Genomic DNA, 11853 nt, shown 5'->3' on the forward strand with positions numbered 1-11853 from the left:
CGGGCGCACCCTGGTCGTGACGGTGATGAACCCTCAGGAGGGCGGCGGGTCCGCCGTGTACGAGGAGGCGCGCTCGCTGCTCGACTGGGGCTTCACGTCGTCCGGGAAGGTCCGGGCGGTGGGCTCGCTCGGCGCGCCGCCCAGCCCGGCCAGGCCGGCGACGACGCCGCCCGCCGTCGCCGCGGCGGCCGTCCCGGAGGAACACGGTTCCGCCTGGACGGAGGCGGGGCTGATCGCGGGTGCCGCCGGTACGGGCGCGGCCGTCGTGGTCCTGGTGCTGCGGCTTCCGGTCCGCAGACCCGGGCGGGACTGACCCACCGGCAGCCACAGCAGCAGTCCCAGGGTGATCCAGGCATAGGCGTTGCCGCCCAGGAACCCGTCGACGCCGGACGCGTCGTCGAACCACAGCCACACCACGCTGGTGCACAGCACCGCGTACAGGGCGCCCGCGACCCGGAGACGCCCCGCGCGGATCAGCACGGCGAAGGACGGCAGCAGCCACACGAGATGGTGCACCCAGGTGACCGGGCTGACGAGACAGGCGGCGAGGCCGGTCAGGGCGAACGCCGCCGTCCAGTCCGCCGCGGCGACCGCCCGGCGCGTCCGCAGCGCCCACACCCCCAGGACCAGCAGGACCGCGACCGCCCACACCGCGCGGTCCGGTTCGCCGAGCCGGGCCAGGATGCCCTGCACCGACTGGTTCGAGACGTAGCCGAGACGTCCGACGCGGTCGGTGTCCCACAGTGCCTCGGTCCAGTAGAAGCGCGAGGCGTCCGGGTCCACCCCCACCGCGAGGGCCGTCGCCGCGAGGGCGACGGCGGTGGCGACAGCGGCCTCGCGCCACCGTCGGGCCACCAGCAGCATGCCGATGAACAGGGCGGGCGTGAGCTTGATCGCGGCCGCGAGCCCGATGCCGGCACCCGCCAGGCGTCCGCGTCCGGTGGCGAGCAGCGTCGCGTCGACGAGGACGAGGGCCAGGAGCAGAAGGTTGACCTGGCCGAAGCTGAGGGTGTCGCGAAGCGGTTCGAAGAGGGCGAGCAGACAGATGATCAGGGCCCAGCCGAACCAGCCGGGGCGCCGCCGGTCCGCTCCGGCGAGCAGGCACAGGATCACGGCCAGAGCGGCCAGGTTGAGCAGCAGGGCGGCGGCGATCGCGGTGTGCGGGCCCAGCAGGGCCATCGGCAGCATGGCGACCGCGGCGAACGGCGGGTAGGTGAAGCCGTACGTCGTCCCGGGCACCCGGTAGTCGTAGAGGCGGCCGCCGTGGTGGACCCAGGTGTCGATGCTGCCGTAGTAGACGCGCAGGTCGAACCAGTCGCGCAGCAGCGGCACGGTCGCGGTGAAGACGGTCACCAGCGTGGCGAGGGCGAGCACCAGCAGCAGCCGGCCCCGGTCGGTGCGCGGCAGGGCCGGGGTCATGCCGCGCGTCCCGGAACCGGGGCGAGCTCGGCCTGGTGGGCCTGCCACAGCACGACGACCGCGAGTGCGCCGCCGCAGACGGCGAGCACGAGCTGCCCCGTGTCCGCCGGGCCTCCGCTGGGCAGGACGCACAGGGCGAGCACGCCGGTCACCGCCGCCATGCGGTGGCGTACGGACGTACTGGGCGTGGCGGCGGCGATGAGGAACACGCCCCACAGCGCGTACCAGGGGCGGATCGCCGGGCCGAGGGCGGCCAGCGCCGCCAGGGACAGGCCGAGCGCGTACACCGGCCGGGGGCGCAGTCGCAGCCAGATCAGCACGATCGCGACCACGGCGGCCACGATGCCCAGCGCGTGCCAGGCGGGGATGGCCAGGGGTGCGAGATCGCTGCCGAGGTGCTCCAGCAGGGCCCGGGTGGCGCGGCCGAGGAGCGTGGTCAGGGCCCAGTTCCGGGGTGAGACGGGGGTGGTGAGGGCGCCGACCCAGCCGTATCCGGTGCCGGCCGCGGCGGTCGCGGCGACGGTGGTCGCCGCTGCCGCGGCCGTGGTGGTCACGAGGGCCTTGGCCGGGCTGCGGCCCGCGCGGACCTGGAGGACGACGACGGCGGCGAGTCCGAGCACGGCGGGCGCCTTGACCAGGGCGGCGAGGGTGACGAGGACGGCTCCGAGGACCGGCCACCGGCCGAGCGCCGCCACCAGGCCGACGCCGAGCAGGCCGAGCATGACGGCGTCGTTGTGGGCGCCCGCGACCAGGTGCAGCAGGACGAGCGGGTTGAGGGCGCCGAGCCACAGCGCGGCGGACGGGTCGGCACCGCTGTGCCGCGCGAGGCGGGGCAGCGCGGCCGCCATCAGGGCCACGCCGGCGAGGGCGACGAGCCGCATGCCGAACAGCCCGGCGGGCAGTTCGCCGCGGGTCAGGCCCGACAGCGCCGCCGCGACGGCGAGGAACACGGGGCCGTACGGGGCGCCCGTGTGCCGCCACAGCGGGGCGACCTCGTCGGCGAGCGGACCGCCGAGCCGGGACGGCCCGTGCGCGTACACGTCCATGTGCGCCTCGACCATCGCGCCCTGCGCGAGGTAGCTGTAGACGTCCCGGCTGAACAGCGGCGGGGCGAGCAGCAGCGGGGCCGCCCAGGTGGCGAGGACGAGCAGCAGGGCGCGGGGAGCGGGTGGTCCGGGCCCGCGGACCAGCCCGCCCAGCAGCGCCCAGGCCGCGATCAGCAGGACGACGCCGAAGTACACCCCGACCAGTCCGAGGGCGGCGTGAACGGAGGCCGGGCGGAGGAGGTCCGCCACGGGCAGGGCACCGGCCGTCTCACCGCCCAGGGCGAGGCAGGCGGTACCGGCCAGACCGAGTATCTGGCAGCGACGGAGATCGACGGGGAAAGCCGTGGCCAACACTCGGGCAGCGTGTCAGCGGCGGATGGCCGGAAGAGGGCGCTCCTGTCTCCGCCGGGCGGCCTGCTTGTGACCGGCCGGTGATCGCCGGCGATGAGTTTCCGCCGCGGCGAGAGTCCTACCGGCGTCGGTGCACCTAGAAACGGACGTGATCCCATGACCAGTGAGTCGGCATACGCGAAGGTCGACGGCCTGGAGATGTACTACGAGCTGCACGGCGCCGACAGCGGGCGGCGGCCTCTGGTGCTGTTGCACGGCGGGGTCCTCACGATCGGCCTCTCCTTCGGGGCCGTGCTCCCGGTGCTCTCGGCCACGCGCCGTGTCGTGGCTCCCGAGTTGCAGGGGCACGGGCACACCGCCGACATCGCGCGGGAGATGAGCGTGCCGGACCTCGCCTCGGACGTGGTCGCCCTGCTGGACGAGCTGGGCATCGAGAAGGCGGACGTCCTCGGTTTCAGCCTCGGCGGCCTGACCGCCCTGGAGACGGCGGTGCGCCACCCCGAGCGCGTGGGGCGGCTGGTCCTCGCCTCCACCCATTACCGGCAGGACGGCTACTACGAGGAGGTCCGGGACCCGGAGTACGCCTCGCCGCGGCTGCCGAGCGCGGCGGACTTCCGGGAGATGGCCGACGCCTACGCGGCCGCCGCGCCGGATCCGGGGCACTTCGAGGCCTTCATGGCCAAGTGCGGGGCCGCCGCGCACGCGCCGCTGCCGTGGACCGCGGACGACCTGCGCGGCCTCGTGGCACCCACGCTCCTGGTGCTCGGCGACACGGACTTCCTGCGCGTCGAGCACGCCGCCGAGATGCGGGACCTGATCCCCGACGCCCGGCTGGCGGTCCTCCCGGACACCACCCACATGACCCTCATGCGGCGCACGGACCTGCTGCTGCCCGTGCTGGAGGAGTTCCTCGGCTGAGCGAGCCCCGGGCGGGGTGGTACCGGCGGTCAGAAGACCGACAGCCCGGTCAGGGTCGTGAAGCGGTCGAGCGCCGCCACGCCCGCCACCGAGTTGCCCCGCTCGTCCAGGCCCGGGCTCCACACGCACAGGGTGCAGCGGCCCGGGACGACCGCGATGATGCCGCCTCCCACGCCGCTCTTGCCGGGCAGGCCCACACGGTAGGCGAAGTCGCCCGCCGCGTCGTACGTGCCGCAGGTCAGCATGATCGCGTTGATCTGCTTGGCCTGGCTGCGCGAGAGCAGGCGGGTGCCGTCGGCGCGGATACCGTGCCGGGCGAGGAAGCTCGTGGCGAGGGCGAGGTCGGCGCAGGAGGCGGCGATGGAGCACTGGCGGAAGTACTGCTCCAGGAGCGTGGGCACGGGGTTGTCGATGTTGCCGTACGACGCCATGAAGTGGCCGAGCGCGGCGTTGCGGTCGCCGTGGGCGGACTCGGAGGCGGCGACCTCCTTGTCGAAGGTCAGGTCCGGATTGCCGCTCTCCGCCCGCAGGAACGCCAGCAGTTCGCCCGAGGCGTCACCGGTCCGGGTGTGCAGCCGGTCGGTGACGACGAGGGCGCCGGCGTTGATGAACGGGTTGCGCGGGATGCCGTTCTCGTACTCCAGCTGCACCAGGGAGTTGAAGGGGTTGCCGGAGGGCTCGCGTCCCACGTGCTCCCACAGGGCGTCGCCCTCGCGGGCCAGGTCGAGGGCGAGGGTGAAGACCTTGGTGAGGGACTGCGCGGAGAAGGGCTGTCGCCAGTCCCCCACCCCGTACACGGTGCCGTCGAGGTCGGCGACGGCCATGCCGAAGCGCCGCGGGTCGCAGGCGGCGAGTGCCGGGATGTAGTCGGCGGGCCGGCCGCGGCCGGGGGTCCGCTCGATCTCCTCGGCGATGCGCTCCAGGACCGGCTGGAAGGTCGTCGACGACGTCATGATCACCATTGTCCCTCCGCCGGTCCCGGTGCGCTCCGGCAGGTCAGGCCGGGGTCCGGCCGCTGCCTGCCAGGACCTCGGGGCGCAGCAGGGCGGCGAGTGTCTCGGCGGGCAGCAGGCCCTTCTCCAGGACGAGTTCGGCCACGCCCCGGCCGGTGGCCAGGGCCTCCTTGGCGATGTCGGTGGCGGCCGTGTAGCCGATGTGCGGGTTGAGGGCGGTCACCAGGCCGATGGAGTTCTCGACACTGGTGCGCAGCGCCTCGGTGTTGGCGGTGATGCCGGACACGCAGCGCTCGGCCAGGGTCACGCACGCGTTGCGCAAGTGCGTGATGGACTCCGACAGGGAGTGCAGAATGATCGGCTCGAAGGCGTTGAGCTGGAGCTGTCCGGCCTCGGCGGCCATGGTGATGGTGACGTCGTTGCCGATCACCTCGAAGGCGACCTGGTTGACGACCTCGGGTATCACCGGGTTGACCTTGCCGGGCATGATGGACGAACCGGCCTGCACGGGCGGCAGGTTGATCTCGCCCAGGCCGGCACGCGGGCCGGAGGACAGCAGCCGCAGGTCGTTGCAGCTCTTGGAGAGCTTCACCGCGATGCGCTTGAGCACGCCGGACATCTGCACGAAGGCGCCGCAGTCCTGGGTCGCCTCGACCAGGTTGGCCGCCGTGACCAGGGGCAGTCCGGTGATGGCCGCGAGGTGGCGGCGAGCGGCCTCGGCGTATCCGGCGGGGGCGTTGAGGCCGGTGCCGATCGCGGTCGCGCCCAGGTTGATCTCGTGGATCAGCTGGACGGCCTCGGCGAGGCGGGACCGGTCCTCGTCCAGCATGACGGCATAGGCCGAGAACTCCTGCCCCAGCGTCATGGGCACGGCGTCCTGCAACTGGGTACGGCCCATCTTGAGCACGTCGTGGAACTCGACGGCCTTGTGCGCGAACGTGTCCTGGAGGAGGGACATCGCGTCGAGCAGCCCGCGCACCGCGAACACCGTCGCGATCTTGACGGCGGTCGGGTAGACGTCGTTGGTGGACTGGCCGAGGTTGACGTCCTCGTTCGGGTGCAGGAACCCGTACTCGCCCTTGGCGTGGCCCAGCAGTTCCAGCGCCCGGTTCGCCACGACCTCGTTGGCGTTCATGTTGGTGGAGGTGCCGGCGCCGCCCTGGACGACGTCCACGACGAACTGGTCGTGCAGTCCGCCGTCGCGGATCTCTCGGCAGGCCTCGACGATGGCGGCGGCCTTCTTCGGGTCCAGCAGGCCGAGTTCCTCGTTGGCGAGGGCGGCGGCCTCCTTGACGGCGGCGAGGGCGTCGATCAGGTGCGGGTAGGCGGAGATGGGCATGCCCGTGATCGGGAAGTTCTCCGTGGCCCGCAGGGTGTGCACACCCCAGTACGCCTCGGCGGGAACGTCACGGTCGCCGAGCAGGTCGTGCTCGGAGCGGGTGGCGGCGGTCATGGCGGTGAGGGTCCTCTTTCCGAGGTGAGTGAGGGTGGGTGTGCGCCCCTTCAGGGGCGCGGGGAACTGCGCGGTCAGCCACGGGGGATCCGCAGCCGCCGGACGGGAGAACCCGGCACGTCGTCAGGCGCGGGCGGCACCGGCAAGCGGCTCCAGCGAACGAACGGGCCGCACCCGCCCGACCTCCCGGCCACCGCCCAGCAGCGGCTCGCCCTGGAACTCGGTGAGCAGCCCCGGGTCGACCCCGGCCCGGGCCAACGCGGCGGCGGCCACCGGGACCCGTGCCCGATTGGCACCGTCGGCGATCTTCACGGCGACGGCCCGTCCGTCGGGCAGGGCGGCGACCTGGACGCCCTCGAAGCCGTCCTTGGTGAGCAGCCCTGGCACGGCCCGCATCAGCGCGGCGACGTCCCGGCCGGAGCCGGACGCCATCTCGGCGTGCTCACGCATCGCGTCGGCGACCCGGGCCTCGGGTGTGCCCGGCGCGGCGGTGGTGATCCGGGCGGTGGCCCGGGCGAGGCCGTGCAGGGAGAGGGAGAACAGGGGCGCCCCGCAGCCGTCGACGGTGACCCGGGCGATGCGCTGCCCGGTGAGGTCCTCGACGATCTCGGCGATGGCCTGCTGGAGCGGGTGACCGGGGTCGAGGTAGTTCTCCAGGGGCCAGCCGTTGAGGGTGCAGGTGTAGAGCATGGCGGCGTGCTTGCCGGAGCAGTTCTGGGCCAGCCGTGAGGGCAGCCGGCCCTCGCGCACCCAGGCGTCCCGTACGACCGGGTCGAACGGCAGGTCGGGGACGTTGCGCAGGTGGTCCTCGGTGAGTCCGGCGAGTTCGAGGATGCGCCGGGTGCCGGCGAGGTGGCGTTCCTCGCCGGAGTGGCTGGCGGCCGTCAGCGACAGCAGCTCGCCGTCGAGCGGCAGTCCCGCGCGGACCATGGCCACGGCCTGGACGGGCTTGATCGCGGAACGGGGGTAGAAGGCGGCCTCGATGTCTCCGATCTGGAGCGAGACCTCCCCGTCAGCGCCGAGGACGACGACGGAGCCGTAGTGGATGCCTTCGACGATCCCGCCGCGGATGAGGTGGGCGACGGGGGTGTGGACGGGTTCACGGACAAGGGGTGCGTCCGCGAGAGAACTGCTGAACATCACTGCCTGCTTCTCGTGGAGCGGCGCGTTCCTCACGCGCCGGCTCCGGTGGTGGACTTGCGCGCGATACGGCCGCGGATGGCGAACCATCCGGCGACCAGGGCTCCGACGATCAGCGGCAGGCACAGCACGGTGGTGCGGCCCGCGCCGCCGTCGGCGTACATGAGGACCAGGACGGAGGCGAGGAACGCCAGCGTCACGATCTCGGTCCAGGGGGAGCCCGGGAGCCGGTAGCCCGGGCGGGTCAGCTCGCCCCTCTGGGTCTTCTGCCAGAAGAGGAGGTGACAGATCATGATCATGCCCCAGGTGGCGAGGATGCCGATGGCGGCGAAGTTCAGCACGATCTCGAACGCCTCGGCGGGCACGACGAAGTTGAGGCCGACGCCCAGGACGCAGATGCCGCTGGTGAGCAGGATGCCGCCGTAGGGGACCTGGCTGCGGCTCATCACGGAGGTGAACCTGGGCGCGGATCCGGCCATGGCCATGGAGCGCAGGATGCGGCCGGTGGAGTACAGGCCGGAGTTGAGGGAGGACATCGCGGCGGTGAGGACGACCAGGTTCATCACGCCGCCGGCCGCCGGGACGCCGATGTTGGACAGCACCGTCACGAAGGGGCTCTCGCCGGCGGTGTACTTGTTCCAGGGCAGCAGCATCGACAGCAGCACGACCGAGCCGACGTAGAACACGGCGACGCGCCACATGATCGAGTTGATCGCCTTCGGCATGATCTTCTCGGGGTTCTCGGTCTCGCCGGCCGCGACGCCGACCAGCTCGACGGAGGCGTAGGCGAAGACGACGCCCTGGATGATCAGCAGCATGGGCAGCAGGCCGTGCGGGAAGACGCCGCCGCTGTCGCCGATCAGGGACGGGCCCGGGGTGTGGCCGTCGACGGGGTGCTGGGTGACCAGCAGGAAGATGCCGATGCACATGAAGACGACGAGTGCGCCGACCTTGACGATCGCGAACCAGAACTCCAGCTCGCCGAAGATCTTCACCGAGATCAGGTTCACGGTGAGCACCACGGCGAGGGCGATCAGCGCGATGACCCACTGGGGTATGTCGGAGAACATGCCCCAGTAGTGGGTGTAGGTGGCGACGGCGGTGATGTCGGCGATGCCGGTGGTCGCCCAGTTGAGGAAGTACATCCAGCCCGCGGTGTAGGCGCCCTTCTCCCCCATGAACTCGCGGGCGTAGGAGACGAAGGCGCCGGAGGAGGGCCGGTACAGCACGAGTTCGCCGAGGGCGCGCACGACGAGGAAGGCGAAGAGGCCGCAGACCGCGTAGGCGATGAAGAGGGAGGGGCCGGCTTCGGCGAGGCGGCCCCCCGCGCCGAGGAAGAGGCCGGTGCCGATGGCTCCGCCGATGGCGATCATGTTGACGTGCCGGGACTTCAGGGACTTGCTGTAGCCCGCGTCTCCGGCATCGACATGGGTGGAACGTTTCTGCACATCGTCGTGCAGGGACTGCTCGCTCACGCCTCGGTTCCGCCTTCCGTGGGGGTTTCCGTGTGCGACGAACGCACGATGTCGGTGAGGGTCGTCTCGACGCGGTCGAGGTGGTGGGCCATGGCCTCCACCGCGTCGTTCTCGGAACCGTCGACCAGGGCCTCGACGATCGCCCGGTGCTCGCGGTTGGACTGCTCGCGACGGCCGCCCAGCTCGTTGAGGAAGGCGGACTGGCGGGCCAGCGCGTCCCGGATCTCCTCGATGACCCGGCGGAAGACCGGGTTCTGGGCGGCCTCGGCGACGGCGAGGTGGAACAGGGTGTCCATGGCGACCCACGCCGTGGTGTCCGTCTCCCGCTCCATCCGGTCCAGCAGGTGGGCGAGATGGTCGAGGTTCTCCGGGGTGCGGCGCCGGGCCGCGTACCCGGCGACCGGGATCTCGACGTGGCGGCGCACCTCCAGCAGGTCGCTGGCCGCGTAGTCACCGAAGGTGGGGTCCTCGACGGTGCTGGCCACCACGAAGGTGCCCTTGCCGGTGCGGGACACGGTCAGACCCATGGTCTGCAGCGCCCGCAGCGCCTCCCGCAGGACGGGCCGGGAGACCTCCAGGGTCCGGCACAGCTCCGCTTCGGAGGGGAGCTTGTCACCGATGGCGTACTCGCCGCTCTCGATGGCGCCGCGCAGATGCGCCAGCACCGCTTCCATGGCGCTGATGCGCCGCACGGGCTGTCCGGCTGTCCGGCTGTCTGACAGGTTCACGGGAGTGATCCTGGGGGCACGGAAGGCCCCTGTCAAGGGGTCCGCACGGAACGCTCAGAGGGCTGGAAGTCCGCGTCCGCACGGAACGCCCCCTGGGCTGCAAAGACGGTCAGCTGTGGAGCACACCCGCTCCGAGCAGGCCGAACAGGAGCACTCCCACGACGATCCGGTAGATCACGAAGGCGTTGAAGGAGTGCTTGGCGACGAACTTCAGCAGCCAGGCGATGGAGGCGTAGGCCACGACGAACGACACGGCCGTGCCGACGGCGAGCGGGGCCGCGCCCACCCCGGTGCCCAGGGCGTCCTTCAGCTCGTAGAGGCCGGCGCCGGTCAGAGCGGGGATGCCCAGGAAGAAGGAGAGCCGGGTGGCGGCGACACGGTCCAGGTCGAGGATGAGCGCGGTGGACATGGTGGCGCCGGAGCGGGAGAAGCCGGGGAAGAGCAGGGCGAGGATCTGGGAGCTGCCGACCAGCATCGCGTCCTTGAACGAGGTGTCGTCCTCGCCGCGCTTGTGCCGGCCCATCTGGTCCGCCGCCCACATCACCCCGCTGCCGGCGATCAGCGAACCGGCCACCACCCACAGCGAGGCGAGCGGCCCCTCGATGAGCGGCTTGGCGGCGAGTCCGACGGCGACGATCGGGATGGTCGCGTAGATGACCCACCAGGCGAACTTGTAGTCGTGGTGGTACCGCTCCTCGCGGTCGCGCAGTCCCCTCCCCCACGCGGAGACGATCCGCACGATGTCCTTGAAGAAGTACACGAGCACCGCGGCGATCGCGCCGACCTGGATGACGGCCGAGAACCCGACCACGGCGTCGTCGTCGACGGGGATGCCCATCAGCCCCTCGACGATCTTCAGATGGCCGGTGGAGGAGACGGGCAGGAACTCGGTCACCCCCTCGACGGCTCCGAGGACGACGGCCTGACCGACGCTGATGACGCTCATGGGATCCAGTTCTGCTCGAGGGAGGCGGGGAGCGGAGGGGACAGTCTTACTACACGCGGGCGAGGACGACTCTCACGTACACGCCCCCACCCGCACCCCTCGCGGGCCCCTCTCACATGCGCACGAGCGCCGCCCCCGCGAACGCCGCCCCGAGGCCGGCCACCACACTCGCGGCCACGTTGACGGCGGCCTGGCGGTGGGCACCGGTCTCAGCCAGCCGCAGCGTCTCGTAGGAGAACGTCGAATAGGTCGTCAGGGCCCCGCACAGACCGGTGCCGAGCAGCAGTTGCAGGTGGGTGGCGGCACCGGTGAGCAGGCCGAGGATCAGCGAGCCGGTGACGTTCACCGTGAAGGTGCCCCAGGGGAAGACCGAGTCGTGCCGCGCCTGGACCGCCCGGTCGGTGAGGTAGCGCAGCGGGGCGCCGACCAGTGCGCCGCCGACGACCAGCAGCCAGTTCACAACGACTTCTTACCCTTCTTGTCCGTGGTGCCGGGCGTGTCGTCCCGGCCGGAGTACCGGATGACCTCGCAGTCCTCGAGTGTCACCAGTCCCTCGCTGACCAGTTCGTCGAGCTGCGGCAGGAAGGCCCGGACGCGTGGCTCGGTGTCGACGATCACCACGGCGATCGGCAGGTCCTCACTCAGGGACAGCAACCGCGAGGTGTGGATCAGGGAGGACGCGCCGAAGCCCTCGATGCCGCGGAAGACGCTGGCACCCGCGAGGCCCGCCGTGTGGGCCCGGTGGACGATCTCCGAGTAGAGGGGCTTGTGGTGCCAGGTGTCGTTCTCGCCGATGAAGACGGTCAGGCGCAGGGCCCTGCCGGTCGGCCTGGTCATCGTTGCCTCCCTTTCAGGACGCGGCGGGTCGTTCCGGCCGCGAGCCACACCGCTGTGAGCGCCGCGAGGGGGGTCGCGACGAGGTAGGCCAGGCCGGTGCCGACACGGCCGCCGTCGATGAGTTTCTGGATGTCGACGGCGTACGTCGAGAAGGTCGTGAAGCCGCCGAGGACGCCGGTGCCGAAGAAGGGGCGGACGAGAGGGTGGGCGGTCCGGATCTCGGTGATGACCACCATGAACACGCCGATCACGGCGCAGCCGGCGATGTTGACGCAGAGCGTCCACCAGGGGAAGCCGTCCGGGGGCGTGGGCCAGAGCAGGGAGGCGCCGTACCGGGCGGCCGCACCCAGTCCCCCGCCGAGCGACACGACCGCGACGACGGGCGTCTGGGCGCGCCAGAAAGGCTGCCGCCGGGTGGATGCCTGCACACGGAGGCTCTCGGGGGATGTCATGGGGTTGTGTCTCCTACTCGCCGGGAGCCCGGGTCGTACGGGCGCGTGCCGTCGCAAGTAGGGACCGTTGGCGGCGTCGCTGCCGCGGTTCGGGTACGGCGGGCCCCACCGCCGCGCCGCGCGGGGTCGCGGCCG

The 11853-nt window shown here is 71.9% G+C and carries 12 protein-coding genes; 1 reads left to right on the plus strand and 11 read right to left on the minus strand.

Annotated elements, in window-relative coordinates; genetic code table 11:
- Positions 1-33: 33 nt before the first annotated feature.
- Together ACFY9E_RS19370 and mptB are read right to left on the minus strand one after the other, a co-directional pair.
- Complete coding sequence (locus ACFY9E_RS19370) at positions 34-1419, minus strand: glycosyltransferase 87 family protein (protein WP_390985297.1); 1386 nt, start codon at positions 1417-1419, stop codon at positions 34-36.
- Positions 1416-2819 carry a polyprenol phosphomannose-dependent alpha 1,6 mannosyltransferase MptB gene (gene mptB, locus ACFY9E_RS19375; RefSeq protein WP_390985299.1) on the minus strand — a complete coding sequence of 468 codons (1404 nt, stop codon included), beginning with the start codon at positions 2817-2819 and terminating at the stop codon, positions 1416-1418. The genes ACFY9E_RS19370 and mptB overlap by 4 nt, the downstream gene beginning before the upstream one ends.
- Before the next feature lie 153 nt (positions 2820-2972).
- Between mptB and ACFY9E_RS19380 the strand changes: the two genes are divergently transcribed.
- Positions 2973-3734, plus strand: coding sequence for an alpha/beta fold hydrolase (locus ACFY9E_RS19380; protein ID WP_390985302.1), 762 nt, complete (start codon positions 2973-2975; stop codon positions 3732-3734).
- A gap of 29 nt (positions 3735-3763) precedes the next feature.
- Here ACFY9E_RS19380 and ACFY9E_RS19385 read toward each other — a convergent pair whose 3' ends face one another.
- From ACFY9E_RS19385 to crcB, 9 genes are all read right to left on the minus strand, one after another.
- Entirely contained in the window at positions 3764-4696 is a 933-nt protein-coding gene (locus tag ACFY9E_RS19385; protein ID WP_390985304.1) for a glutaminase, read from the minus strand.
- Between the two features lie 34 nt (positions 4697-4730).
- Positions 4731-6140, minus strand: coding sequence for an aspartate ammonia-lyase (aspA, locus tag ACFY9E_RS19390; protein WP_390985307.1), 1410 nt, complete (start codon positions 6138-6140; stop codon positions 4731-4733).
- Between the two features lie 123 nt (positions 6141-6263).
- Positions 6264-7280 carry an asparaginase gene (locus tag ACFY9E_RS19395; protein ID WP_390985309.1) on the minus strand — a complete coding sequence of 339 codons (1017 nt, stop codon included), beginning with the start codon at positions 7278-7280 and terminating at the stop codon, positions 6264-6266.
- A gap of 32 nt (positions 7281-7312) precedes the next feature.
- Entirely contained in the window at positions 7313-8755 is a 1443-nt protein-coding gene (locus ACFY9E_RS19400) for an amino acid permease (RefSeq protein WP_390985312.1), read from the minus strand.
- Positions 8752-9429 (minus strand): FCD domain-containing protein, encoded by a 678-nt coding sequence (locus tag ACFY9E_RS19405; protein ID WP_390986579.1) that lies wholly within the window; start codon positions 9427-9429, stop codon positions 8752-8754. The genes ACFY9E_RS19400 and ACFY9E_RS19405 overlap by 4 nt, the downstream gene beginning before the upstream one ends.
- Before the next feature lie 163 nt (positions 9430-9592).
- The gene (locus ACFY9E_RS19410; protein WP_390985314.1) at positions 9593-10429 is read right to left on the minus strand and encodes an undecaprenyl-diphosphate phosphatase; all 837 of its coding nucleotides are present in this window, start codon (positions 10427-10429) and stop codon (positions 9593-9595) included.
- A gap of 112 nt (positions 10430-10541) precedes the next feature.
- Positions 10542-10889 (minus strand): CrcB family protein, encoded by a 348-nt coding sequence (locus ACFY9E_RS19415; RefSeq protein WP_390985316.1) that lies wholly within the window; start codon positions 10887-10889, stop codon positions 10542-10544.
- Entirely contained in the window at positions 10886-11266 is a 381-nt protein-coding gene (locus ACFY9E_RS19420; RefSeq protein ID WP_390985319.1) for a DUF190 domain-containing protein, read from the minus strand. Before ACFY9E_RS19420 ends, ACFY9E_RS19415 begins: the two co-directional genes overlap by 4 nt.
- Positions 11263-11718 (minus strand): fluoride efflux transporter CrcB, encoded by a 456-nt coding sequence (gene crcB, locus ACFY9E_RS19425; protein WP_390985322.1) that lies wholly within the window; start codon positions 11716-11718, stop codon positions 11263-11265. Before crcB ends, ACFY9E_RS19420 begins: the two co-directional genes overlap by 4 nt.
- Positions 11719-11853: the final 135 nt, after the last annotated feature.

Source organism: Streptomyces sp. NPDC012466 (assembly GCF_042955215.1).
In the GTDB taxonomy this organism is placed as follows: Bacteria; Actinomycetota; Actinomycetes; order Streptomycetales; family Streptomycetaceae; genus Streptomyces.

What these genes read in the sequence shown, in the direction of transcription:
- ACFY9E_RS19370 (WP_390985297.1), bottom strand. Translation starts at nt 1,419, where the DNA reads ATGACCCCGGCCCTGCCGCGCACCGACCGGGGCCGGCTGCTGCTGGTG.
- ACFY9E_RS19380 (WP_390985302.1), top strand. Translation starts at nt 2,973, where the DNA reads ATGACCAGTGAGTCGGCATACGCGAAGGTCGACGGCCTGGAGATGTAC.
- ACFY9E_RS19385 (WP_390985304.1), bottom strand. Translation starts at nt 4,696, where the DNA reads ATGGTGATCATGACGTCGTCGACGACCTTCCAGCCGGTCCTGGAGCGC.
- aspA (WP_390985307.1), bottom strand. Translation starts at nt 6,140, where the DNA reads ATGACCGCCGCCACCCGCTCCGAGCACGACCTGCTCGGCGACCGTGAC.
- ACFY9E_RS19395 (WP_390985309.1), bottom strand. Translation starts at nt 7,280, where the DNA reads ATGTTCAGCAGTTCTCTCGCGGACGCACCCCTTGTCCGTGAACCCGTC.
- ACFY9E_RS19405 (WP_390986579.1), bottom strand. Translation starts at nt 9,429, where the DNA reads ATGGAAGCGGTGCTGGCGCATCTGCGCGGCGCCATCGAGAGCGGCGAG.
- ACFY9E_RS19410 (WP_390985314.1), bottom strand. Translation starts at nt 10,429, where the DNA reads ATGAGCGTCATCAGCGTCGGTCAGGCCGTCGTCCTCGGAGCCGTCGAG.
- ACFY9E_RS19420 (WP_390985319.1), bottom strand. Translation starts at nt 11,266, where the DNA reads ATGACCAGGCCGACCGGCAGGGCCCTGCGCCTGACCGTCTTCATCGGC.
- crcB (WP_390985322.1), bottom strand. Translation starts at nt 11,718, where the DNA reads ATGACATCCCCCGAGAGCCTCCGTGTGCAGGCATCCACCCGGCGGCAG.